Genomic DNA, 25,525 nt, shown 5'->3' with positions numbered 1-25,525 from the left:
ATATTTCATAAATAATTCTATAATTTTTATACGAAATATATATTATTTTCCATTTAGAGCTTGTTCAAAATCATTTATAATATCATCGATATGTTCAATTCCGACCGATACTCTAATAGCTTCCGGTGTAACTCCGGATGATTTTTGTTCTTCATCAGAAAGTTGTTGATGAGTTGTTGATGCCGGATGAATAACAAGTGTTTTTGCATCACCAACATTTGCTAATAAACTTGCAAGTTTAACTTTATTGATGAATTTCTTTCCAGCCTCTAATCCGCCTTTAATTCCGAATGACAGAATTGATCCGTAAAATCCTTGTCGCAAATATTTCTTTGCATTTTCATGTGATGGATAATCTTTAAAACCCGGATACCAAACCCATTCAACTTCTTTATGATTTTTCAACCAATTTGCCAAAGTTAACGCATTGCTATTATGTCTTTCAACTCTGAGCGATAAAGTTTCCAAGCCTTGCAAAAATAAAAATGAATTAAACGGACTTAAGCACGGACCCAAATCCCGTAAGCCTTCAACTCTTGCTCTAATAATAAATGCAATATTTCCAAATTGAGAACCTTTCCCAAAAACTTCATTAAAATTTAATCCATGATATCCGGGTGATGGTTCTGTAAACAAAGGAAATTTTCCATTGCCCCAATCAAAGTTTCCGGAATCAACAATTACTCCCCCAATTGAAGTTCCATGTCCGCCAATCCATTTTGTTGCTGAAGCTACAACAATATCAGCACCATAATCTATTGGACGAACTAAATATCCAGCCGCTCCAAAAGTATTATCAACAATTAACGGTATTCCATTTCGATGTGCAACATCTGCAATTTTTTCAAAATCCGGAATATTTAATTTTGGGTTTCCAATTGATTCAATATAAATCGCTTTTGTTTTTTCATCTATTAATTTTTCAAAATTCTCCGGTTCATCGCCATCAACAAATTTTACATTTATACCAAGTCTTGGCAGAGTTACTTTAAATAAATTATAAGTTCCCCCATAAAGAAAACTCGTAGAAACAATATTATCACCAGCTTGAGCAATATTTGTAATTGTCAAATGCTCAGCAGCTTGTCCCGATGAAGTAGCAAGCGCAGCTACTCCGCCTTCTAAAGCTGCAACTCTTTTTTCAAATACATCAGAAGTTGGATTCATAATTCTTGTGTAAATATTTCCGAATTGTTTTAAAGCAAATAAATTTGCTGCATGTTCAGAATCATTAAATGTGTAAGATGTTGTTTGGTAAATTGGTACAGCTCTAGAGTTTGTTGCAGAATCTGGTTCTTGTCCCGCATGTAACTGTAGAGTTTCATATTTATATGTGCTCATTTTATTCTCCTTTGTTAGAATGATTTATTAATTATTTTCTTACTCTTACTCTTAATCCTAATCTCTAATAATTTATAATATAAAAATGATTAAGAATAAGAGTAAGATTATGATCAAGAAAAACGTCTAGGCAAAAAAAAACCTCCTAGGAAAGATTCCAAAGGAGGTTTTGAATTTCCGATATTATCTTTCCCCAATAAACTAGGGCAGGATTTGGCACCTTTCATTTCTGACGGTTGCCAAGGCTTCACAGGGCCTGATCCCTCTGCCTTTCTTGATAATCAAATTACTTAAAGAACGATTAATTTTTATTGAGGGTGAAAATATAAAAATCTTCTTCTCAATGCAAGTTTTATTTTAGTTTCGTAAAATTTCTTTTAAATCATCGTATTTTGATGAAACTTTAATTGTACTTCCATTTTTATTCAAACACTTTAAAAGTTTTTTAGGTACATCAGGACTAAAACTTAAATTATTTTCAAAAACATTTAAGAATTTTGCCGGATGTGCAGTTTCTAACACAACGCAAAAAATATTTTCATTAACTTTATTTTTATATTGATCAAAAGCTAAACAGCCAACTGCACCATGCGGATCAATAATATAATTATTATCATCGTGCAATTCTTGAATTTTATTTAATGTTTCCTCATCACTAAAACTTTTTGAGAAAATAATATCCGAAATTAAAGAATGATTATTTCTATATAAATCTAAAATTCTCACAAAATTACTTGGATCACCAACATCCATTGCATTTGATAATGTTTCAATTGATGATTGCGGATTAAAATTTCCATCATTTATATACTTTGTAAAAACATCATTTTTATTAGTTGCTGCAATAAATTTTGAAATTGGCAAACCCATTTCTTTTGCAAAAAGTCCAGCAGTTAAATTTCCTAAATTTCCGCTTGGAACTGAATAAACAATTTTCTTGTTTTTATTTTTAATTTGCTTGAAACTTTCAAAATAGTAAAATGATTGCGGAATTAATCTTCCAATATTTATTGAGTTTGCCGAACTTAAATTAATTTTGTTTTTTAATTCATCATCCACAAATGCTGTTTTTACTAACCGTTGACAATCATCAAAAGTTCCTTCAACTTCAATGGCAGTAATGTTATTTCCTAAAGTTGTAATTTGTTTTTCTTGTATCTTGCTAATTTTTCCGCTGGGAAATAAAACTAAAACTTTTATTCCATCAACATTTAAAAAACCATTTGCAACAGCACTTCCCGTATCACCCGATGTGGCAACAAGAATTGTAATTTCTCTATTCATTCCTTTAAGAAAATATTCCATTGTTCTTGCCATAAATCGAGCGCCAAAATCTTTAAATGCTAAAGTTGGTCCATGGAATAATTCTAATATTGATAAGTTTTCATCTAAACTAACTAAAGGAGCTTCAAATGAAATTGAATTTTCAATTATCGACTTCAAATCATTTTCTGGAATTTCATCTTCAATAAAGTTTTTTGCAATTTCAAATGAAATTTCTAGAAAATTAAATTCAGTAAGATTTGATATAATTTTTTTTGACAATGGACTTATGATTTCCGGCATGAACAATCCTTTATCATTTGCCAAACCTTGAAGAATTGCTTCTCTAAAATTTACTTTATTGTTTTTATTATTTGTACTGTAGTATTGCATTTATAATATTTTTTAATAATCCTTTATTTTCGGTTGATCGAAACATTGTCAGATGTTGAGTTCTCCGAATTAAATTCAGAAATTATCGAAACATCAGCGATACTCTGCAACCTATATTTTCCAACAGAAAAGATTAAATTATTTTTGGTCCATTAGGATTAATTTTGGAAATATAAAGTGTTGATTTAATTCCAGTTTTATCAACTATTTTTTTCATTGCTGATCCAATTTTCTTTGCATTAATTTCAGAATCTGAAAATGCAAATATTGATGGACCGGAGCCGGAGATTGAACATCCGTAAGCTCCGGCGCTTAGCGCAGCATTTTTAATATCATAAAAATTTGGAATTAATGTTGCTCTTGCCGGTTCTGAAATTTCATCTTCAATCGATCTACCAATTTTACTTAAATCACTTTCATACAATCCGGAAACCAATGTTCCAATATTACCAAAATGTTTTCGTGCTTTTTTTATCGGAAGATTTTTTTTAATTAATTTTCTCGCTTGTTTAGTTTCAATTACAATTTGAGAATATAAAACTATGCAATATAAATTTTTAGGTACCGGAAGTTTGATAACATCAATTGGATTGTAATCTCTGATTAAAACAAAACCACCAAACAAACATGGAGCAACATTATCGGCATGAATTGCACCACTTGCAATTGATTCACCTTTTACCGCAAAATTTAAAACTTCAGTTTCAGAGAAATGATTATTCAATAATTTATTCATTCCAAAAACAGCTGCGGCTGAACTTGCAGCGCTTGAACCGAGTCCACTGCCAATTGGCATTTTTTTAATTATTTCAACATCAACACCAATATTTTTATTGGGATAATTTTTTAATAATTCTAAAATTCCAACTGTTGCCGTATTTTTTTCAATTTCATATGGAAGAACTCCGCCATCTCCGGTAATTTTTTTTATTTTAACAATTCCATCATTTCTTAAACTTAGACTTACAATATCGCCGGGTTTATCAATTGCAAAACCGATTGTATCAAATCCGCAGCCAACATTAGAAATTGTAGCTGGAGCAAAAACTTTTATTTTTTTATTCATTAATTATTCCGTTTAAATATCCTTGAGATTTCATCAATTCAGCAATCAGCAAAGTGCCGCCGGCTGCTCCACGAATTGTATTATGTGAAAGTACGGTAAATTTAAAATCGAAAATTTCACATTCGCGTAATCTTCCAACAGAAACCGCCATGCCTTTTTCTAAATTTCTATTTAATCTTGGCTGAGGCAAATGATTTTCTTCAAAATAATAAATTGGAATTATAGGAGCTGAAGGCAAATTTAAATTTTGCGGAAGCGATTTAAAATTTTTCCAAACTTTTAAAATTTCTTCCCTTGTAGGTTTCTTAGAAAACTTTATTTGAACATTTTCCAAATGTCCATCAATAACAGAAACACGATTGCACTGCGCACTAATTTTAATTTCTGTATTTTGAATTGTACCATTAGAAAACTTTCCCAAAATTTTTAACGGTTCGGTTTTCATTTTTTCTTCTTCACCGTTTATGTATGGAATTACGTTATCGATAATATCCATACTGGGAACGCCGGGATAACCGCCACCCGAAACGGCTTGCATTGTTACAACATTTACTGTTTCAATTCCAAAAGCATCATGTAAAGGTTTTAATGCTAAAACCATTCCAATAGTTGAGCAATTTGGATTTGTAACAATTGCTCCGGTTTTATTTTTAATTAATTCTAAATGCTCGGGATTTACTTCCGGGATTATCAATGGAACATCATTATCAAATCTATGATTTCTGGAATTTGAAATTACGAAGTAACCATTGTTTGCGAAATCAGTTTCAATTTCTTCCGCAACCGAAGAATCCAATGCGCTGAAAACCAATTTGGATGTTAAATTTGGTACACAATTTTTTACTTCAAGATTTCCAATTTCTTCTTTAAGAATATTTGACATTACCCATTTTGTTGCATCTTTATATTTTTTCCCGGCTGATTTTTCTGATGCCGCAAGTTCCGTAATTTCAAACCAAGGATGATTTGACAAAAGCTCAATAAATTTTTGTCCTACACTTCCCGTGGCACCTAAAATTGCGACTGGAATTTTCTTCATTTTTTAACCTAAGTAATTTGTGATTCTTAAAATGTCTGCAAAGATTCCCGAAGCCGTAAAATCAGCTCCGGCGCCTCTTCCTCTTATAATTAACGGCTGTTCAAAATAATTTTGAGATGTAATTGAAACGATATTATCATTTCCTTTTAGATTGTAAAACGGATGTGAACTATCAACTTCCAAAAGTTTTACGGTTGATTTGTTATTTTCAAATTTTGCAATGTATCTTAAAACAGAATTATTTTTTTGCGCAAGAATTTTTCTTTCATCAAAAACATTATCTGCACTTTCCAAAATTTTGAAGAAGTTTTCAATGGATTTTACATTTCTTGCTTTTTGCGGAACAAGATTTTCAACTTCAATATCTTTTAGTTCCAAATCAATTCCGATTTCTCGAATCATAATTAATAGTTTTCGAGCAACATCCAATCCATTTAAATCATCTCTTGGATCCGGCTCAGTGTAGCCATTTTCCATTGCCGATTTTACAATTTGAGAAAATTTTGTATCGCCCAAAAATGAATTAAATAAGTAACTCAATGTTCCGGAAAGTATTCCTTCAATTTTTATAATTTTATCTCCGCTGTTTACCAATTCCCGCAAAGTAGAAATTATTGGCAGACCGGCTCCAACATTAGTGCTGTAAAGGAATTTAACATTTTTCTTTTGAGATGTTTGTCGCAGCTTTTTATAAAATTCCAAATCCTTTGTGTTAGCAATTTTATTTGGAGTTGTAATTGAAATATTCGATTTCAAAATTTCTTCGTAATACGGAATTGCGGTTTCATTAGCTGTGCAATCGATAAATATCGAATTTGCCAAATTTAAATTCTGCATTTCCGAAACAAACTTTTTTATATCGGATTTACTTTTTGATATTTCTAATGATTCAATCCAATTTTCTACATCAATTCCATTTTTATCAAAATGCATTTTTTTACTATTTGCAATTCCAACAACTCTAATTTCAATAGATCTATCGTTTTTAAGAAAATCTTTTTTCCCAATTAGATATTTTAGAAAAGCCTTTCCAACCAAACCAATTCCGACTAAGAAAATATTGTAAACTTTTCTTTCCGCAAGAAATAATGAATCGTGTAGAACATTTAGCGCTTTGGAAATATCTTCATTTTTAATTACGCAAGAAATATTTAATTCCGAAGAACCTTGAGCAATTGCAATAATGTTTACTCCGTTTTTGCCCAATGCATTAAAAACTCTTCCGGAAATTCCCGGAGTGTGACGCATATCTTCGCCAACAACAGCAATTATTGAAAGATTTTTTTCGGCATTAATTTCTCTCACTCTTCCATCAAAAATTTCCAAACGCAGAGCTTTTTCAATTGCAGTTTTCGCCTTTATTCCATCATCAGGAAGAACTGCAATACAAATGCTTAAACCGGAAGAACCTTGAGTTAACAAAAGTGTTTTCACTTTTTCTTCTGCTAATGCATCAAAAATTCTTGCGGTAATTCCTTCGTTGCCGAAAAGTCCACTTCCGCTTACTCGAATTAAAGTAATATTATCAACCGAAGAAATTCCTTTTGCACTGAATTTTATTTTCGGCTGTTTTTCTAAAATTATAGTTCCTTTAAAACTTGGATTAAAAGTATTTCTTATTCTGATCTTAATATTATTATCAAAAGCCGGCTGCATTGTTGGAGGATAAATTACTTTGGCACCAAAATATGACATTTCCATTGCTTCTTGATAAGTTACAGCTTTAAGAGGAATTGCTTCTTTTACTTTTCGCGGATCAGCGGTTAAAATTCCGTTTACATCTGTCCAAATTTCAATTTCTTCGGCTTTTAATGCTGCGCCAATTATTGAAGCAGTAAAATCTGAACCACCTCTTCCCAAAGTTGTAATTTCTCCGGTTTCATTTGAGCCAATAAATCCGGTAACAATCTGCATTATTTGATGAGATTTAAAATATTTTACAATATTGGAATTTGTAATTTCATAATTAACATGCGCATTTCCAAAGTTGCTATCTGTCTTTATAATTTTTGTAGAATTTAAATATTCGCAATCAATTTTTTTACTTTTTATTGCTTCGGCAATTATAAAATTTGAAAGTCTTTCACCATAACTTAAAATATTATCTAAAATTCTTGGAGTAAGTTCACGTAATAAATACAATCCTTTTAGAATATCGCTAAGTTCATCAAAATGATCTGTAATATGTTTTTGAGCCGAACTTTTTTTTGCGTGATTTACTAAAACATCGAACGCCTCAAGATGTTTTAAACGTAAAGATTGAAATAATCCCAAATACGAATCATCACGTTTTAAAGCTTTGTTGCTCAAATCAATTAATTGATCCGTAACTCCGCCAAAAGCAGAAAACACAACGGCAATTTTTACATTTTGGAAATTGTAATCTTCAATTATTTTAATTACTTGGGAAATTCGATTAGCATTGCCAACTGAAGTTCCGCCAAATTTTAGTACTTTCATAATTTTGCATAAATTTTCATAAACGAACGGCTATAATATAAATTAACAAACTTTATAACAATAATTTAATTTTCATTTTGATGCAAAAATTGAGTTTATATGAATAATTATAACTTTGAATTTGTTCAATATTCCAAAAAATTTATAGACTTTGTTAAAATCCGTTTAATCGATTTCTAACAATTTTTACTATATTTATGTTTTGTATAAAATGATAAATTATAAATCTTACTGAAACTTATTCAAAGTTAAAATTGTAGAAAATGTCAATTCTTAAAATAATTTGAGGAAATTTATTTTGGAGATCACAGAATTAAACGAAAAAATCAATAAAGAAAGTGAATTTATTGATGTTCTTTTAGCAGAAATTGGAAAAGTTATTGTCGGTCAAAAAGAAATGGTTGAACGATTAGTAATCGGACTTCTTGGAAACGGACATATTTTATTGGAAGGTGTTCCGGGTTTAGCAAAGACTTTGGCAATAAATTCATTAGCCAGCGCAATGGATGCAAAATTTCAGAGAATTCAGTTTACTCCCGATTTACTTCCCGCTGATTTAATTGGAACGATGATTTTCAATCAGAAAGAGGGAAATTTTTCAATCAAAAAAGGTCCAATTTTTTCAAACTTTATTCTTGCCGATGAAATAAATAGAGCTCCCGCAAAAGTTCAAAGTGCGTTGCTTGAAGCGATGCAAGAACGACAAGTTACAATCGGGCAAAATACTTTTAAACTTCAAGAACCGTTTTTAGTTTTGGCAACACAAAATCCAATTGAGCAAGAAGGAACTTATCCTTTGCCGGAAGCTCAAGTTGATAGATTTATGCTAAAAGTTAAAATAACTTATCCAACCCGAGATGAAGAAATGAAAATTCTTCATAGAAATGTTGGATCAAAACCGGCAGCAATAAATCCAATAATAAAAATCGAAAACATTCTAAAAGCCAGAAATTTAATTCATGATATTTATGTTGATGAAAAAATTGAGAAATATATTCTAGATATTGTTTTTGCAACAAGAAAACCCAATGATTACGGTTTAACAAAATTAGCTGATTTAATTAGTTACGGAGCTTCACCAAGAGCAACATTAAATTTAGCTTTGGGCGCAAGAGCAAACGCATTCTTAAAACGCAGAGGTTATGTTGTTCCAGAAGATGTAAGATCAATATGTATGGATGTTTTGAGACATAGAATTGCCGTAACTTACGAAGCAGAAGCTGAAGAAATTACATCGGAAAATATTATTGAAGAAATTTTAAATAAAGTTGAAGTTCCGTAGTAGAAAATGCTGACAAAAGAAATTTTAAAACAAGTTCGCCAAATTGAAATTAAAACCCGTGGCGTTGTAAATGAAGTTTTTTCCGGAGAATACCATTCCGTATTTAAAGGAAGAGGAATGGAATTTTCCGAGGTTCGCGAATATCAATTTGGTGATGATATTAGAAGTATTGATTGGAACGTTAGTGCGCGTTTTGGACATCCATACATAAAAATATTTGAAGAAGAACGTGAACTAACTTTAATGTTATTGGTTGATTTAAGCGGTTCGTTAGTTTTTGGAAGTGTTGATAAAACAAAACAGCAAATTGCAGCCGAGTTAACAGCAATTCTTGCTTTTTCCGCTTTGAAAAATAATGATAAAGTTGGGTTAATACTTTTTACCGATGAAATTGAAAAATTTGTTCCGCCAAAAAAAGGTAAAAGTCACATTTTAAGAATTGTTAGAGAAATTCTTTCTTTTGAACCTCAAGGAAATAAAACAAATATTAAAGGTGCTTTGGAATATTTTAATCATTCGATAAAAAAGAAAACAATCGCATTTCTGATTTCTGATTTTATTGATAAAGATTATGATAACATTTTGAAAATCATAAGCAAAAAACACGATTTGATAAGTATTATTCTTGAAGATCCGAGAGAATTAAATTTGCTAGAAGCTGGCTTAATAAAATTCAGAGATTCAGAAACAGAAGAAATCAGATACTTGGATACAAGCAGTAAAAAAGTTCAAGAACATTTTAAAAATAAAATGAAAGAAAGGAAAGAATTTCAAAATAACCTTTTCTTAAAAAGCAGAGTTGATACAATTCCAATTAACATTTCTACATCTTATGTAAAACCACTTATTGATTTTTTTAAATTGCGTGAGAAAAGATGGTAAAGATTTTTCGCTTAATACTTTTATACATTTTATTTCTATCGATAAATAATTTTGCACAAACAATAAATGTTTCTGCTTCAACGGATACTTCAGATTATCTTGTCGGCGATTACATATATTTTAAAATTTCAGTTGAGTTTGGTGAAGGAATTAGAATTGTCCCTCCTAAATTAACAGATCAGCTTGCACCTTTGGAAATAATAAAATCTCTTCCGGCAACTCAAGATGAAGAAAAAAATGTTCAAACATTTAATTATATACTTTCCGGTTATGATTCATCGGCAGTTACAATTCCACCAATTCCAATAACATATTTTTCGGAAAACAATTCTGAACCGCAAATCATAAATTCTAATGAAGTTCAAATTTTTATTCACACTTTAGAAGTTAATCCCGCTGAAGATATTAAAGATGTTAAAGCTCCAATAAGAATTCCATTTGATTGGCTTTTTTGGTCAATTGTAATTTTGATTTTATTATTATTTGCTGCAATTGGATATTTCCTTTATAGTAAGTACAGAAAACCAAAAGAAGAAGTTAGAGAAATTAGAAGAGTTCCGGCGCTGCCATTGCATATTTTAACACTTCAAAAATTAGATAAGTTGAAAGAAAAAAAATTGTGGCAGCAAGGCTTAGTTAAAGAATTTCATTCTGAGATAACAGAAATTATTAGAAGATATTTTGAAGATAGATATAATTTTAATTCGTTAGAAATGACAACTTCTCAAACAGTTCAAATTTTGAATCGAGTTATGGATAACCAAAAAATGATTGATATAACACAAAGTTTTTTGGAAAATGCCGATATGGTAAAATTTGCAAAATTTGTTCCACTCCCAACTGTTAATGATGAAATGATGAATCAAGCTTATGATATTGTACAGAAAACAAAAAAAGAAGAAGATTTTGAAATGGGAGTAAGTCGTGCTAAATAATATTACATTTGCTTACCCATATTTACTTTATCTTCTAGCAGTAATTCCATTAATTTTATTTTGGTATTGGAAGCAAAATAGAAAACGTTCCGCTGCTATTACTTATTCCAATTTGGAAATTTTTGGTGATTTAGATAAAACTATAAAAGAACGATTGCGACATTTGCCAATGCTGATGAGATTGATTGGACTTTCATTTTTAATTGTTGCACTTGCACGACCTCAAACTTTTTCATCCGGAGAAAATGTTTATACCGAAGGAATTGATATTACAATGCTTTTGGATATTTCCGGAAGTATGCTTGCAGAAGATTTTAAACCAAATAGATTAGAAGCCGCAAAAAACGTAATTGATGAATTTGTTGCCGGAAGAACAACGGATAAAATTGGTCTTGTTATTTTTGCCAGCGAAAGTTTCACTCAATGTCCGCTAACAATAGATTATCCGGTTTTACGCGGATTGTTAAAAGAAATAAAAAGCGGAATGATTGAAGACGGAACCGCGATTGGTACAGCAATTGCAAATGGTGTAAATCGTTTAAAAGACAGCGAAGCAAAAAGTAAAATTATGATTTTATTGACAGACGGCGTAAACAACAGCGGAGAAATTGATCCAATTACTGCTGCACAAATTGCTAAGAAATTCGGAATTCGAGTTTACACTGTCGGAGTTGGAACAATGGGAGAAGCACCTTATCCATTTCAAACACCATTCGGTAAAAGATATCAAATGGTTCCTGTAGAAATTGATGAAAAAGTTTTAGGTGAAGTTTCCAAAATTACCGACGGAAAATATTTTAGAGCAACCAACAATAAAAAACTTGAAGAAATTTATAAAGTAATTGATACTCTTGAAAAAACAAGAATTGAAGTTACAAGTTATAGAAAAGCAAAAGAACTTTTTTACAGCTGGCTAGGACTAGGATTATTATTCATTTTTGCTGAATTATTATTTTCTAAACTTTACTTAAAAAAATTACCATAAAATTATGTTTAGATTTGCACATAGCGAATATCTTTATGCATTATACCTTATACCAATTTTGATTGCTTTGGTTTGGTATGTAAATAAAAATCAGAATAAATTACTTGATAAATTCGCAAGTGCAAAACTTCACAAAATACTTTTTCCGCTTAGAAGTAAATTCAAAATTATACTGAAAAACGGATTGATAATTCTTTCAATTATATTATTGATTTTTGCTTTAGCAAATCCGCAAATAGGTTCTAAGATTGAAGAAGTTAAACAAGTTGGAATAGATGTTTACATTCTTTTAGATGTTTCGTTAAGTATGAAAGCCGAAGATATCAAACCAAGTCGGTTGGAAAAAGCCAAACACGATATTGCAAAATTAATTCAAAAATTAAAGGGTGATAGAATTGGGTTAATTGTTTTTTCCGGAAAGGCTTTTATTCAATTTCCGTTAACTACAGATTATTCTGCAGCAAATTTATTTCTTTCGGCAGTTAGTGTAAATTCTGTTCCGCAACCGGGAACTGCAATTGGTCCGGCTTTAAAACTTGCTTTAAATTCATTTAAAAAAGATGAAGAAACTCAAAAAGCTATTGTTGTTATAACCGATGGCGAAGATCATGAAGGCGAATTAGAAACTCCGATTGAAGAAGCGAATAATTCAAATATAAAAATTTATGCAATTGGTTTGGGTTCCCCGCAAGGCGCGCCAATTCCGGTTTATGGAAATAATGGAAATCAAATTGGATATAAAAAAGATGCTTCGGGAAATATTGTTTTGACAAAACTTGATGAAACAACGCTTCAAGAAATTACAAGTAAAGCAAACGGAAAATATTACCAAGGTTCAAATACTGATGATGAATTAGGAATGATTTACGATGATCTAGCAAGTTTAGAAGGCTCGGAATATGGTGCAACAAAAATTACTGAGTATGAAGATAGATATTATTATTTTTTAATTCCGGCTTTACTTTTATTAATTGCAGAAATTTTTATCAAAGAGAAAAAATCAAAATTATTTGCAAAATTTGAAAAACAAGACGAATTTATTCAAAATGAAAATTAAGAATTATTTTTTTATTGGAATAGTGCTTAGCTCTGCAACTTTTGCTCAATCAACACGAGGATTGGTAAATGAAGGAGTTGATGCATATGAAGAAAATAAATATGCCGATGCAGAAACTAATTTCAAAAAAGGAATTGAATCAGACGTAGAAAGTTTTGAATCACGTTTTAATTTAGGTGATGCAATTTATAAACAAGGACGTTTTGAAGAATCAATCGAAGAATTCAAAAATTCGTTTGCGCTTGCAAAAACTGATGAAGATAAAGCTAAAATTTTTCATAACATTGGTAATTCTTTGTTGAAAGCTAAAAAGTTGAAAGAAAGTATTGGAGCTTATCGTGAAGCTTTAAAATTAAATCCAAATGATATGGAAACAAAATACAATCTTTCTTACGCAATAAAGCAAATGCAAAACCAGCAGAATAACCAGCAAAACCAAAATGATCAAAATCAAGATCAGCAAAATAAGGATCAACAGCAAAACCAAGATCAACAAGATCAAAATAAAGATCAGCAAGATCAAAAGCAGAATCAAGATCAGAAAAAGGAAGAACAACAAAATCAACAGCAACAAAAGCAAGAACCAAAGGATGAAATTTCTAAAGATGAAGCTCAGAGAATTTTAGATGCATTAAAAAATAACGAAGCTGAATTACAGAAAAAAATGAGAGAGCAGAAAGTTAAAAAGTCGAATGTTGAAAAAGATTGGTAATTTATGCTTATGAAAAAATTAAAATTTTTAACATTTATATTAGTTTTTCTAACAGTCAATTTATTTGCGCAAGAATTTTCTGTTAGCGTTGATAAATCAACTGTTGGACAAAATGAGAGATTTCAAGTTTACTTTACATTTGAGAATGGAGATTTAAATAAACTAAGCTCATTTAAATCTCCAAGTTTTAAAGGTCTTAAAGTTTTAAGCGGTCCTAATGAATCAAGAAGTATGCAGATTATTAACGGACAAGTTTCCGGATCACTAACTTTTTCATTTGTGGTTGTAGCTTCTGATCTTGGAACTGCAGAAATTGGTTCTGCATCAATTGTTTATTCGGGAACAACTTTAACAACAAATCCAACCTCAGTAAACGTAGTTCAAGGAACTTCAACAAATCAGAATGTTGATAAGCAAATGGGAATTAGTAAAGCTGAGCTTGATAAAAATGTTTTCATTCGAGCAATTCCAAATAAAACAAATGTAAAGCAAGGCGAGCAAGTTACAGTTACTTATAAACTTTACACAAAATTAAATATTTCGTCGCCGCAAATATCAAAACTTCCTACTTACAACGGATTTTGGACAGAAGATTTAGAAACTTCTAACAATATTCAATTTGAAATTGAAATGTATAACGGAGAAAGATATAGAGCTGCTGTAATTAAAAAAGCTGCACTTTTTCCAACAAAAAGCGGAAAGCTAACTTTAACACCGTTTGAATTAAAAGTTCCCGTAATTGTAAAAAGTAAAAGAAGTAGAAATGATATTTTTGATGATTTTTTCAATGATTCATTTTTCGGCAGAACTGAAACAATTGAACATCTTGCAAAATCAAATAGTATCAATGTAAATGTTGAACCATTGCCGGATAACTCACCAAATTCCTTTTCCGGAGCAGTTGGCAAATTTGATTTTGATGTGGAATTGGATAAAACTAATGTAGAACAAAATGAAGCAATTACGGTAAATGCTAAAATATCCGGAACCGGAAATATTGCACTTTTAAAATTACCGGAAATTAATTTCCCAGCCGGATTTGAAAAATATGAACCAAAAACGAGCGAGAAAATCTTTAGATCAAATTTGGTTTCCGGAAGAAAAGATATAGAATTTTTAATTGTTCCAAGAATTCCCGGCGTAAAAGAAATTCAACCATTAGAGTTTACTTATTTCGATTTGGATAAAAATGAATATATAACTTTGCAGTCTTCTCCTTTCACCATAAATGTTAAAGAAGGAACCGGCGTAAATTCACAAATCGTTTCAGGTTATTCAAAAGAAGATGTAAAACTTTTAAATGAAGATATTAGATACATTGTAACATCAACTTCAGATTTTATTAAAAAAGAAGAAGTTGCAAAAATAAGTTTCTTGTTTTGGATTGGTTTAATTTTACCATTGGGCATTTTAGTCGGACTAATATTTTTCAATAATCAGCAAAATAAATTAGCTGGAAATTTATCTTTATTGCGTTATCAAAAAGCAGTAAAAAATGCCAAAATAAAACTTAAAGATGCAAATTTATCTTTAGAAAAAAATGATTTAGGCGGATATTACAATAATTTATCATCTGCATTATTTGGATATTTAGGTGATAAATTAGGAATTCAACAAGCTGAATTTACTTTAGATAGAGCAATTGATAAATTAAGAAATTATAATTTGGATGAAGATTTTATAAATAATCTGAAGAAAATTTCTGAGAAATGTGAATTTGCAAGATTTGCTCCAAATGCTGTTGGAAGTGATAATGATAAATCTTTATATAAAGGTGTTGAAGAAATTATCGGTAAATTAGAAAATTCCGTTTCTGTTAAAAAATAATTATAAATATGAAAAATTTATTATTTACAATTTTGCTTTTTGCTTTCCTCATAAAAGTTTCTGCTCAAGATTTGGAAACTATTATGAAACAAGGAAACGATTTTTACCAAAATAAGCAATATAGCGAAGCAATTTCCAGTTATGAATCAATTTTAAAACAAGGTTACATTAGCGGAGAATTATTTTACAATTTAGGAAATACATATTTTAAAGTTGGTCATTTAGGAAAATCAATTTTGTATTATGAAAAAACTCTTAAAATATCTCCATCAAACGAAGATGCCGCTTATAATTTAAGAATTGCAAACTCAAGAACAGTTGATAAAATTCAAGAAATTCCTCCATTATTTTTTGTGCATTGGTGGAATGTTTTACTTTCACAATTTACTTCAACTTCTTGGCAAATTATTATTTTCATCTTTTATTTATTGTTGCTAATAAGTATTGGAATTTTCTTTTTAATCAGAAACATTCAACTTCAAAAATTAGCGTTAATTTCAGGAACAATTAGTTCAATTTTGCTTATTGTATCAATAATTTTGTTCATTTCAAGTATAAATCGTGAAGTAACAAATAATAACGGAATTTTACTTCAATCAGTAATTTCAGCAAAAATTTCTCCGGATATTCAAGCAAATGATGCATTTGTAATTCATGAAGGAATAAAGTTTGAAATTGAAGATAAAGTTGGAAGTTGGACAAAAATTAAACTTTCCGATGGAAAGGTTGGCTGGCTACCAAATCAAAGTTTTGAGGAAATATAAAAAAAGGATCTTCTAAATTTTAGAAAGATCCTTTGTATAAATTTTCCAAAAGGAGTTATTGAATAAATCTACAACTAAGAAGCCTTTTGATACTCTTTTGTTAACCAGTTACGTGATTGTAAATAATATTTTTTAATTTCAGATTCCTCAAATTCTAAAGCCCAAATTACATCAGGGTTAACTTGCGAAATGATTTCTTCATCAGAATTATTAAATTTAATTCTATGATAATATATATTTCCTTGAGGAGTTCTGTATAAGTTATGGTTTAATTTATTGCTTCCTCTATTATCAATTGTCCAATCAAATTTTTCTGCTTCGTAAATCATTCTGGCTCCTTTTGAGTATTCTATTTTGATATTTGATCTTAACTATCCAACTATAATGCCAATATCAAAAAGTTAGAATTTAGATTAAAAGGGAACTTTTCAGTAATAATTGAATCGTCTTAAAATGAAAAACGTAAATTTTGTGTTTCAAAATGATTCAACAAAAATTTTGTGCTAAACAATTTTTAATTAACTAAAAACTGAACCAATAATTAATTATTACGTCAAAAAAAGAGCAAATTCAGGAAAGTTATGAAATCTATTTTCGCTTTAGTTTTTCTTTCATTTTTAATAAATGATATAAATTCGCAAAATTCTGAAAAAGAATTGAATTTAAATTTAATTGATAAAGAAATCCATATTGATGGATTTATTGATGACTCATGGAATTTAGCAGATTCTGTTTCAGATTTTGTCCAATTTCAACCGTATAATGCAGTTGATCCAATTAAAAAAACAATTTCAAAAGTAATCACTAATGAAAACTCGATTTACTGCTTAATGATTTGTTATGATGAAATTGAAAATATTGAAAGTAACACCGGAAAATTAGATGAATTTACCGGAGATATTGTGTCTTTTATGATTGACACATTTGGGGATAAAAGAACTGCTTATAAATTTGCAGTTTCTGCCAGTGGAGTAAGAAGCGATTGCAGATTATTAGATGATGCAAGAAACAGAGATTATAATTGGGATGGAATTTGGTTTGCCGATGCAAAAATCTATAATTGGGGTTATGTTGTTGAAATGGAAATTCCATATAAATCAATTCAATATGAAAAATCTATAAATAAATGGGGTTTGGATTTTGATAGATGGCGACCAATTGATACAGAAGATATTTATTGGTGCAAATACGAAGAAAATGAAGGTCAACGAATTTCTAAATTTGGCAGCTTAAATTTAAATGGTTTTAAACCAAAAGTCGATGGATTAAATTTAGAAATTTATCCGGTGGGAATTTCTAAAGCAATTCTTACAAAAAATGAAAAGTATGATGTTGATTTAAACGCTGGGATTGATATTTTTTATAATCCTTCTCAAGCATTAACATTCCAACTTACCGCAAATCCGGATTTCGCACAAATTGAAGCTGATCCGTTTGATTTTAATATTTCGAGATATGAATCATATTTTGAAGAAAAAAGACCATTTTTCACAGAAGGTAATGAAGTTTTTTCACCTTCTGGAAGACAAAGAAATACCGGATTTTACCGACCCTTAGAACTTTTCTATTCGCGAAGAATTGGTAAACTTTTACCGGATGGCACAGAAGTTCCACTTCAAGTTGGAACTAGAGCTTTTGGTAGATATGATGATATTGAATATGGCGGTTTTTTTGCATTAACCGGCAAAACCGATTATAAAAATGACGGTGAAAATTTAACCGAAGAAAGCGCAATATTCGGTTCTGCAAGAATTAAAAAACAAATTTTTGAGAATTCCTCAGTTGGATTATTATTCGTAGGAAAGCATTATAATAATGAAGATCACGGAGTTTTAGATTTGGATGGAGCTTTTAGAGGATCAAATTGGCAATTAGCTTATCAATTGGCAAGATCATTCAAAAATAATGAAGGAGATTACGCAGCATCAGCTGGTTACACTCAATTTATGGATAATTGGATTCATCTATTTAGAAGCAGATACATCGGAAACAAATTCGATATTGATCAAATTGGATACGTTCCTTGGCGTGGGACTTCTAATTCGGTTGCATTAACTGGTCCAAGATGGCAATTTGATGAAGGCTCAATAAACGCAATTCTTCTTTACTTTGGCGGTTATTTAAATTGGGAAAAATTTGATAATTATACAGATCATGGCGGAGTTCTTGGATTTAATATGAATTTCAGAAAAAATTGGGGATTTGAAATAAATTTGGATGCCGGAAAATCAAAAGATCAAAAAATTTATTATTCATCATACAGTGCAAATATAAGTTCTTGGTTTAATATTTCACCCAAATGGTCTGCAAATTTTTATGGAGGTTATTCAAATACATATAATTTTTCACGGGAATTTTTAGCGTTTTATTCATGGGCTGGTAGTAACTTAAATTGGAATACTTTAAATTTTCTAAATCTGGGTACTTCAATCGATTTATTTGTAGAAGGAAATCCGCAAAATGAAATTGAAGATATTACATTAAACGCAAGACCATATTTTTCTTTAACTCCGGTAAATGATTTGAATATTAAAATGTATTTGGATAATGTCTACCTAAAATCCTCTGATAAATTGGAGCAAATTATTTTAGGATTTTTATTCGCTTACAATTTTTCACCTAAAAGTTGGATTTACTTAGCAATTAATGAAGTTCAAGACAGAACAAATAGATATGATTCAAATAATAATTTGCTTGAAAGAAAATTACATGTTAAAAATAGAGCCGGAGTTTTTAAGGTAAAGTATTTATATTACTTTTAGTTTTTATTCCCCCAACTGAATATTTAATATAGTTTCTTATATCAAAAATCCTTATTTACTTTTTTATAAGCATCAATCCTATTAATAAATTATTTTTACAAATTCATTTTAGTCGACTAAACTTTTTTTCATTTAGTTTGTCTAACATCAAACATTTATTCAAAATTCTTGAAAGAAATCCGCATGAAAAAATTTACAATACTACTTTTAGTTTTCCTAAACTTACAATTATTAATTTTTGCACAAAGACAATTAGATAACTCAATTACCGGAAAAGTTCTTGATAAAGATGCAAAAGTTCCATTGGAATATTCTAATATAATTTTATTTAGTCATAGAGATAGCACTCAAGTAAACGGCACGGTTACAAATTCTGAGGGAATTTTTAATATTTCTTCCATACGCCCAGGCGAATATTATATAAAAGTTAGTTTTATCGGATATGAATCTTCAACAATAAAAAATCTAAAAATAACTCCAACTACAAATTTAGATTTGGGTGAAATTCTTATAAAAGCAGAAAGTTTTAATACAGATGATGTAATTGTTAGCGGAGAACGTGCTGCTGTTTCATACCAAATTGATAAAAAAGTTATAAATGTAAGTGAACAGCTAACTTCAATTTCCGGAAACGCTGTTGATGTTTTGGAAAATGTACCTTCCGTAACTGTTGATATTGAAGGAAATGTAAGTTTAAGAGGAAGTTCAAGTTTTACAGTTTTGATTGATGGGAAACCGACAATTCTTGAATCAAACGAAGCTTTGCAAAATATTCCCGCAAGTACAATAGAAAATATTGAAATAATCACAAATCCATCAGCTAAATATAATCCAGAAGGAACTGCTGGCATTATAAATATTATTACCAAGAAAAATTCTTTGGAAGGAATGAGCGGAATTGCAAATTTAAATGGCGGGAACGGAACAAGATACGGTGCTGATGCTGTTTTCGAATTAAAAAATAATCCAATAAATTTTAGTTTAGGATTGGATTACAGCAAACATTTAATGGAAGGTGAAAATATTTCTGATAGTTGGACATTATTTAATCAAAATAAATTTTATAATTCATCAACCGGAAATGGAAATCACGGAAGAGAAAATTATGGAATAAAAAGCTCGCTGGCTTTAAGTTTAAGTGAAAAAGACATTTTAACATTTAACGGTAGATTTGGTTATCGAGACGGAACAAATAATTCTACACTTTCATATTCACAATGGAATGATTTGAATCCCAATGAAATTAATTATACAACAATTAGCGATAGATCACGAAGCGGATATTTTTATAGCGCCGGTTTAAATTTCAGTCATAATTTTGAAACAAAAAATCATACAATAACAAGTGATATAATTTTACAAAAAAATAATTCGGATGAATTTACATCTTATGAACAATTAGATATAAATAATTTAATTGTTAACGGACAAGAACAAACTGAAAAAGGACCATCATCATCGGTAGAAATTAAAATTGATTATTCGCTGCCAATTTCAGCTGAATCAAAATTTGAAGCTGGTATAAATTCAGAGCTTGATATTTCAGATGAAATCAATGAATATTTTTTATATGATTCCCTAATTTCGGATTTTAAAATTCAAGATCTTTTCAGCAAAGATGTAAGTTATGATAATAATGTTCATGCACTTTATTCAATGTACTCAAATCAAATTAATAATTTTGGATTTCAAGTTGGTTTCAGAACAGAATACACAGATCGTTTAATCGAACTAAATAACACAAATGAAAAGTTTTCTGTAGATAGATGGGATTATTTTCCTTCGCTTCACCTTTCATATAAACTTGATGAAAGAAATCAATTTATGACAAGTTACACAAGAAGAATACAAAGACCGCGCGGATGGGAACTTGAACCATTTTTAACTTGGATGGATTCGTATAATGTTCGCCAAGGAAATCCTTCTCTTGAACCGGAAAATATTGATTCTTACGAATTGGGTTATCAGAGAATGTTTGATAAAAGTCTTTTCTCTGCAGAATTATATTACAGAGTTAACAATAATAAAATTGAATCATATCAAACTGCATATTCCGAAAATGTTACTTTGCGATCTATGGATAATGTAGGGAAGGATTATTCTTTCGGAAGCGAACTAATGATTAATTTTGATCCAGTTAAAATTTGGAACGTTAATTTAATGGGAAATATTTATAACTATAAAATTGTTGGCCAGTTGAATGAAACAAATTTTGATAGAGAAAGTTTTAATTGGAATACAAGATTAAATAATAGTATAAATATTTCGCAAATTTCTCAGTTGCAGCTTAACCTTTTTTATAATAGTCCAACCGTTTCTGCTCAAGGAAGAAATGAGGATTTTGTTATGGTTGGAGCTGCATTTAGACAAATGTTTTTTGATAAACAACTCGCGCTTACTTTGCAAGTTCGTGATATATTTGGAACTGGTAAACGTGAATTCTCTGCCGAATCATATGACTTTTACAGATACAATAAATTTGTTATGGAATCTCCTGTTGTTATGCTGAACTTGAGATTTAATTTTAACAACTACAAATCTAAAAATAGAGGCGAAAGAGAAGGCTCTGGAATGGAAATGGAAGGCGGAGGAGAAGATTTTTAATTTTCGCAATTAAAAAATATTATCAATATTACTTTAGTTTTTATTTTACAAATATTTATTCAACATAAACATTTTAATATATAATAACTGATTTACAATTTATTTATTATTGTGTGTTTTGAATCATAACATTACTATTTTTGAAATAGTTATTTTCATTCTTATTTAACCAAAATTATTTACGCTAAACAAAAAGGGGAAGCAAAATGAAAATTCTTTTCAGAAAATCAAAAAAATACTTTTTTAGCATGTTAATGTTAACCAGTATTTTATTTATGATTTCAGCTTGCGGAGATGATAGTAATCCAACAGACAATGACGATGATAATAATAATAATTCGACAAACACAACTTTATCAATCAATGGAGATGGATGGAGCAACAAATCATTAATTGCTAATACTTGTGTTTCAACTTATGCAACTGCGTCTCAGATGACAGTTATTAATGGAGTATTTCCAGAAGACATTCAAATTTTGATTTACGCAAGAACGAACAAAACTGGAACATTTAACTTTAAGGAAGAAGAAACTGAACAAGGAACTGGAATAACACTTTCCTCAGGAAGTGGCGATTTATCAAAATTTTATTTCTGGAAAGATAATTCTGGATCAATAACAATTTCTAGTTATGGAGCAGTTGGTGGAAAAGTTTCCGGAACTTTTACCGGAAAGTTATATAATGCATTAACTGATGCAGAAATTTCAATTTCTGGAAGTTTTAATGCAATGAGAACTGTAGATTTACCAACAAGTGCATTGAATTAAAATCTTTAGATTATTTATTTGAAGCCAGTAAAATTTTTAGGGAAAATTCTATTGGCTTCATCATTTCATCCATTCCCATTCTTTTGCCGCTACTTTCGTTATTTCCTCCTCTTGGAGTAAATTCTCTATCATTACCTTCATTTCCCGGATTTCTAATTCCTCCTCTTTTACTACGATCAGTAAATTTTGGTTTTTCTATTTCACCGGTTTCAAATCTTAATATAATGTCATCATTTGGAAATGCATCATAATAAATTTTATTAGTTTTATTTTTTGCATAAGGAATTTTCAATTCATATATAAATTGATTTTGTTCTAAATTTGCTGAAATTTCTAAACCAGAATCATTCTTTAATTTATAAACATTTAGAGGAAAGTTATCTTCATTAATTATTAAAATTTCATTTTGTTCTGTTTTAAATTTTTCAAACAATTTTCCGGGAAATATTTCCCCCCTTTTTATAATTTTATCTCCATTACTAGGTTCGTTTTCGTTAATAAAATCCGGCATATTTTCAAATCTATCATCAAACTTTTTCTTAATAGGATACTGAATTCCAAAATTGTTTTTATAGTTATTTGGTGATTCAAACCAAATTGTAAAACCATTACTTAGAATTTTTAGAATTTTAGATCTATCAGAAGTTATTAAACAGAGATATATATTATCATCATCATTTAAAACTCCGATTGCAACTTTTTCATCTTCAAAATAATTTATTTTTCCTTTCCAATCTTGTTTACTTCCATCGATAGAAATTTCTTTTTCATTCCACTTACTAATAATTTCAAAATCTGCACAACTAAAAACAGAAAATAAAATTATCCCCAAAATGATTTTTCTCTTCATTTAATTTTGCTTAATAATTTTCAATAATTATAATAGTTTGACAAACAATTAATATAACTGGTTTAAAATAATTTTTATACCCGTTCAACTATTACTGCCGAAGCTTCCCCTCCGCCAATACATAATGATGCAATACCATATTTAGAATTTTTATCAATCATTGAATGCAGCAAAGTGGTTAAAATTCTTGCACCGCTCGCTCCAATGGGATGCCCGAGAGCAACTGCTCCGCCGTTAACATTTACTTTTGAAGAATCAAGACTTAATTCTTTATTCACTGCTAATGAAACAACAGAAAATGCTTCATTAATTTCAAATAAATCAATTTCATTAGTTTCTAAATTTGCTTTATTTAAAACTTTTCTGATTACATCAATTGGAGCTGTTGTAAACCATTTTGGGTCTTTTGCAAAAGTTGATTGCGCAATTATTTTTGCAATTGGTTTCATATTTAGTAATTCAACTTTTTGCTTACTCATTAATAATACTGCGGAAGCTCCATCATTTAATGATGATGCGTTAGCTGCTGTTATTGTTCCATCTTTAAGAAAAACTGGCTTTAACAATTTTAGTTTATCAAAATTTACATTTTTCGGTTCTTCATCAGTATCAATAATTATTGTTTCTTTTTTTCCGACTATTTCTACTGGAATAATTTCATTTATAAATTTCTTTTCATCAATTGCTTTTAATGCTCTTTTATAACTTTCAATTGCAAACTCATCTTGTTCTTCCTTTGAAATATTAAATTCTTTTGCACAAATTTCTGCAATATTTCCCATATGAATTTTATCGTAAGCATCAATTAATCCGTCTTCAAGCATTCCATCAACTATTTTTTGATCTCCCATTTTATAACCATTGCGAACATTTTTCATATAAAAAGGAATTTGCGACATACTTTCCATACCGCCGGCAATTATAATTTCTGCATCTCCAACCATTATTGCTTGAGCAGCAAGCATAACAGATTTTAATCCAGAGCCGCAGACTTTATTGATTGTCATACATTGAGTTGAATTTGATAGTCCAGCTCCCAATGCAGCTTGTCTTGCTGGAGCTTGACCTTCTCCAGCTTGGATAACATTACCCATTATAACTTCATCAACAATATCATTTTGAATTTTATTTCTTTCGATGAGAGCCTTGATAACAATGCTTCCCAATTTTGTTGCTGGCATTGAACTTAATGATCCCATAAACGAACCGATAGGTGTACGAACCGCATCAATTATATATACTTCTTTTAATTCATTCATTTTTTCCTCATTCATTTTTTTACTAATTAAATATTAATCTTTGAGTGATGAAATTACAAGTATATTTTATTTCTTAAGTTTTACTTTCTCAAAGGAATAATTTTAGATTTCCGCTAAATGTTCTAATAAGTTATAAATTTCTTTTCTACATATTATAAATTATATTGTTTTGCAAATTCTAATTTTCTCATATGAAATTTTATTTAGCAGTATTCACGTTAACTTTTATAAATCTGATTTCGCAATCGGATACTACAAAATATCAGTGGCCGGTTCCGCCCTTAAATTCTAACCAAGGAATTACGGGAACATTTGGTGAATATAGAAATACCGGAAGTTCCGATCATTTTCATAATGCCGTTGATATTGCAGAACCGGATGGAAATCCAGTTTATCCTTGTTTAGATGGAATTATTTACTCACTTATAAATAACGGTTATGATTCTTACATTAATGTAAAATCAATAATTAACGGAATGAAAAAACACATGACTTACTATCATGTTGTTCCTAATCCAAATTTAGCTGTTGGTCAGCAAGTTTATAGGGGATTGACAGTTCTTGGAACTATTTATGAAAGTGCCGGACATGTTCATTTAATCGAAAGAGAATTTGTGGAAGTTTCTTCAAGCAGTTTGGGAAATGAGATAAATCCGATTAGACCAGAAGGTGGTTTAACACCTTTTTCTGATCCTAATCCGCCAATTATTGAAGCTAATACAATTAAGTTTTTTAAAGACAGAAGTAATATAGAAATTCCCCCAAATCAATTAAATGGAAACGTTGATATAAGAATTAAAGTTAGAGATGCGAATGGAACAAATTCTTCTAATGTAAATAATGGAACTTATATTTTAGGTTATAGAATTCTTTCTGAAGATGGAACTAAAATTATTTATGAACCAAATGATAATGGAGTAAAATATAGATTTTATTATTTACCAAGTGATAATTACGTAAACACTGTTTTTGCTGATAATGTTGCAACTCTTTCTGATCCAATATACTGGCTTACAAACGGAAATGGAGAAAGTCATATCAATTCAACATTAACAGTTCCAAACAATTTTCTTAATACAAATCTTTTTGATGATGGAAATTATTTATTAGAGATTTTTTCAGAAGATACACGTGGAAGTTTTTCTTCAAAAAAATTTCCAATTACGGTGCAGAAATTACCGCCAAAGTTAAAATCAGTTTTAGTAAAAAATGATTCTTTAGAATTTAATTGGGAAAAATACAATAGCAATAAACTTTTGGGTTATAGAATTTATTAT

19 protein-coding genes and 1 riboswitch are annotated in these 25,525 nt (G+C 29.8%); of the genes, 11 read left to right on the top strand and 8 right to left on the bottom strand.

The window, feature by feature from the left end:
• Positions 1–42 precede the first annotated feature (42 nt).
• From IPM32_07595 to thrA, 5 genes are all read right to left on the bottom strand, one after another.
• On the bottom strand, positions 43–1,341 hold the full coding sequence (locus tag IPM32_07595) for an O-acetylhomoserine aminocarboxypropyltransferase/cysteine synthase (GenBank protein ID MBK8945126.1): 1,299 nt from the start codon (positions 1,339–1,341) through the stop codon (positions 43–45).
• A 180-nt stretch (positions 1,342–1,521) separates the two neighbouring features.
• Positions 1,522–1,625, bottom strand: a riboswitch (SAM riboswitch).
• A 73-nt stretch (positions 1,626–1,698) separates the two neighbouring features.
• A complete protein-coding gene (gene thrC, locus IPM32_07590) occupies positions 1,699–2,997 on the bottom strand; it encodes a threonine synthase (GenBank protein ID MBK8945125.1) in 1,299 nt (432 codons plus the stop codon).
• A 133-nt stretch (positions 2,998–3,130) separates the two neighbouring features.
• Complete coding sequence (locus IPM32_07585; GenBank protein MBK8945124.1) at positions 3,131–4,063, bottom strand: homoserine kinase; 933 nt, start codon at positions 4,061–4,063, stop codon at positions 3,131–3,133.
• Positions 4,056–5,102 (bottom strand): aspartate-semialdehyde dehydrogenase, encoded by a 1,047-nt coding sequence (asd, locus tag IPM32_07580; GenBank protein MBK8945123.1) that lies wholly within the window; start codon positions 5,100–5,102, stop codon positions 4,056–4,058. The genes IPM32_07585 and asd overlap by 8 nt, the downstream gene beginning before the upstream one ends.
• Positions 5,103–5,105: 3 nt before the next feature.
• Positions 5,106–7,562, bottom strand: coding sequence for a bifunctional aspartate kinase/homoserine dehydrogenase I (thrA, locus tag IPM32_07575; GenBank protein MBK8945122.1), 2,457 nt, complete (start codon positions 7,560–7,562; stop codon positions 5,106–5,108).
• A 298-nt stretch (positions 7,563–7,860) separates the two neighbouring features.
• On the opposite strand from thrA, the gene IPM32_07570 reads away from it, so the two are divergent.
• The 8 genes from IPM32_07570 (at position 7,861) to IPM32_07535 (ending at position 16,006) form a co-directional block, all read left to right on the top strand.
• Positions 7,861–8,844: a MoxR family ATPase gene (locus tag IPM32_07570; GenBank protein MBK8945121.1), complete on the top strand. Its 984-nt coding sequence runs from the start codon at positions 7,861–7,863 to the stop codon at positions 8,842–8,844.
• Between the two features lie 6 nt (positions 8,845–8,850).
• On the top strand, positions 8,851–9,726 hold the full coding sequence (locus IPM32_07565; GenBank protein MBK8945120.1) for a DUF58 domain-containing protein: 876 nt from the start codon (positions 8,851–8,853) through the stop codon (positions 9,724–9,726).
• Positions 9,720–10,661, top strand: a complete 942-nt coding sequence (locus IPM32_07560; GenBank protein MBK8945119.1) for a hypothetical protein — start codon at positions 9,720–9,722, stop codon at positions 10,659–10,661. The genes IPM32_07565 and IPM32_07560 overlap by 7 nt, the downstream gene beginning before the upstream one ends.
• A complete protein-coding gene (locus IPM32_07555) occupies positions 10,651–11,646 on the top strand; it encodes a VWA domain-containing protein (protein MBK8945118.1) in 996 nt (331 codons plus the stop codon). The genes IPM32_07560 and IPM32_07555 overlap by 11 nt, the downstream gene beginning before the upstream one ends.
• Positions 11,647–11,650: 4 nt before the next feature.
• A complete protein-coding gene (locus IPM32_07550) occupies positions 11,651–12,703 on the top strand; it encodes a VWA domain-containing protein (GenBank protein MBK8945117.1) in 1,053 nt (350 codons plus the stop codon).
• Positions 12,693–13,415, top strand: coding sequence for a tetratricopeptide repeat protein (locus IPM32_07545; protein MBK8945116.1), 723 nt, complete (start codon positions 12,693–12,695; stop codon positions 13,413–13,415). The genes IPM32_07550 and IPM32_07545 overlap by 11 nt, the downstream gene beginning before the upstream one ends.
• A gap of 9 nt (positions 13,416–13,424) precedes the next feature.
• The gene (locus tag IPM32_07540; protein MBK8945115.1) at positions 13,425–15,242 is read left to right on the top strand and encodes a protein BatD; all 1,818 of its coding nucleotides are present in this window, start codon (positions 13,425–13,427) and stop codon (positions 15,240–15,242) included.
• A gap of 83 nt (positions 15,243–15,325) precedes the next feature.
• Complete coding sequence (locus IPM32_07535) at positions 15,326–16,006, top strand: tetratricopeptide repeat protein (GenBank protein MBK8945114.1); 681 nt, start codon at positions 15,326–15,328, stop codon at positions 16,004–16,006.
• Between the two features lie 74 nt (positions 16,007–16,080).
• Here IPM32_07535 and IPM32_07530 read toward each other — a convergent pair whose 3' ends face one another.
• Positions 16,081–16,335 (bottom strand): hypothetical protein, encoded by a 255-nt coding sequence (locus IPM32_07530; protein MBK8945113.1) that lies wholly within the window; start codon positions 16,333–16,335, stop codon positions 16,081–16,083.
• Between the two features lie 252 nt (positions 16,336–16,587).
• Between IPM32_07530 and IPM32_07525 the strand changes: the two genes are divergently transcribed.
• The 3 genes from IPM32_07525 (at position 16,588) to IPM32_07515 (ending at position 22,139) form a co-directional block, all read left to right on the top strand.
• Positions 16,588–18,768: a carbohydrate binding family 9 domain-containing protein gene (locus IPM32_07525; GenBank protein MBK8945112.1), complete on the top strand. Its 2,181-nt coding sequence runs from the start codon at positions 16,588–16,590 to the stop codon at positions 18,766–18,768.
• Between the two features lie 183 nt (positions 18,769–18,951).
• Positions 18,952–21,372 (top strand): TonB-dependent receptor, encoded by a 2,421-nt coding sequence (locus IPM32_07520; GenBank protein MBK8945111.1) that lies wholly within the window; start codon positions 18,952–18,954, stop codon positions 21,370–21,372.
• A gap of 206 nt (positions 21,373–21,578) precedes the next feature.
• Positions 21,579–22,139, top strand: coding sequence for a hypothetical protein (locus IPM32_07515; GenBank protein ID MBK8945110.1), 561 nt, complete (start codon positions 21,579–21,581; stop codon positions 22,137–22,139).
• Between the two features lie 10 nt (positions 22,140–22,149).
• Here IPM32_07515 and IPM32_07510 read toward each other — a convergent pair whose 3' ends face one another.
• Positions 22,150–22,989 (bottom strand): hypothetical protein, encoded by an 840-nt coding sequence (locus IPM32_07510; GenBank protein MBK8945109.1) that lies wholly within the window; start codon positions 22,987–22,989, stop codon positions 22,150–22,152.
• Positions 22,990–23,063: 74 nt separating this feature from the next.
• On the bottom strand, positions 23,064–24,248 hold the full coding sequence (locus IPM32_07505) for a thiolase family protein (GenBank protein ID MBK8945108.1): 1,185 nt from the start codon (positions 24,246–24,248) through the stop codon (positions 23,064–23,066).
• Positions 24,249–25,525 lie beyond the last annotated feature (1,277 nt).

The sequence above is a fragment of the Ignavibacteriota bacterium genome, from assembly GCA_016716225.1.
Classification (GTDB): Bacteria; Bacteroidota; Ignavibacteria; order Ignavibacteriales; family Melioribacteraceae.
Note: the sequence above shows the minus strand (reverse complement) of the source record. Positions and strands in the feature narration are given on the sequence as shown.

Excerpts from the sequence above, each read along its gene's own strand:
- IPM32_07525 (MBK8945112.1), top strand. The coding sequence starts at position 16,588 with ATGAAATCTATTTTCGCTTTAGTTTTTCTTTCATTTTTAATAAATGAT.
- IPM32_07515 (MBK8945110.1), top strand. The coding sequence starts at position 21,579 with ATGAAAATTCTTTTCAGAAAATCAAAAAAATACTTTTTTAGCATGTTA.
- IPM32_07595 (MBK8945126.1), bottom strand. The coding sequence starts at position 1,341 with ATGAGCACATATAAATATGAAACTCTACAGTTACATGCGGGACAAGAA.
- thrA (MBK8945122.1), bottom strand. The coding sequence starts at position 7,562 with ATGAAAGTACTAAAATTTGGCGGAACTTCAGTTGGCAATGCTAATCGA.
- IPM32_07545 (MBK8945116.1), top strand. The coding sequence starts at position 12,693 with ATGAAAATTAAGAATTATTTTTTTATTGGAATAGTGCTTAGCTCTGCA.
- IPM32_07535 (MBK8945114.1), top strand. The coding sequence starts at position 15,326 with ATGAAACAAGGAAACGATTTTTACCAAAATAAGCAATATAGCGAAGCA.
- thrC (MBK8945125.1), bottom strand. The coding sequence starts at position 2,997 with ATGCAATACTACAGTACAAATAATAAAAACAATAAAGTAAATTTTAGA.
- IPM32_07585 (MBK8945124.1), bottom strand. The coding sequence starts at position 4,063 with ATGAATAAAAAAATAAAAGTTTTTGCTCCAGCTACAATTTCTAATGTT.
- IPM32_07565 (MBK8945120.1), top strand. The coding sequence starts at position 8,851 with ATGCTGACAAAAGAAATTTTAAAACAAGTTCGCCAAATTGAAATTAAA.
- IPM32_07530 (MBK8945113.1), bottom strand. The coding sequence starts at position 16,335 with ATGATTTACGAAGCAGAAAAATTTGATTGGACAATTGATAATAGAGGA.
- IPM32_07505 (MBK8945108.1), bottom strand. The coding sequence starts at position 24,248 with ATGAATGAATTAAAAGAAGTATATATAATTGATGCGGTTCGTACACCT.
- asd (MBK8945123.1), bottom strand. The coding sequence starts at position 5,102 with ATGAAGAAAATTCCAGTCGCAATTTTAGGTGCCACGGGAAGTGTAGGA.
- IPM32_07550 (MBK8945117.1), top strand. The coding sequence starts at position 11,651 with ATGTTTAGATTTGCACATAGCGAATATCTTTATGCATTATACCTTATA.
- IPM32_07510 (MBK8945109.1), bottom strand. The coding sequence starts at position 22,989 with ATGAAGAGAAAAATCATTTTGGGGATAATTTTATTTTCTGTTTTTAGT.
- IPM32_07560 (MBK8945119.1), top strand. The coding sequence starts at position 9,720 with ATGGTAAAGATTTTTCGCTTAATACTTTTATACATTTTATTTCTATCG.
- IPM32_07520 (MBK8945111.1), top strand. The coding sequence starts at position 18,952 with ATGAAAAAATTTACAATACTACTTTTAGTTTTCCTAAACTTACAATTA.
- IPM32_07540 (MBK8945115.1), top strand. The coding sequence starts at position 13,425 with ATGAAAAAATTAAAATTTTTAACATTTATATTAGTTTTTCTAACAGTC.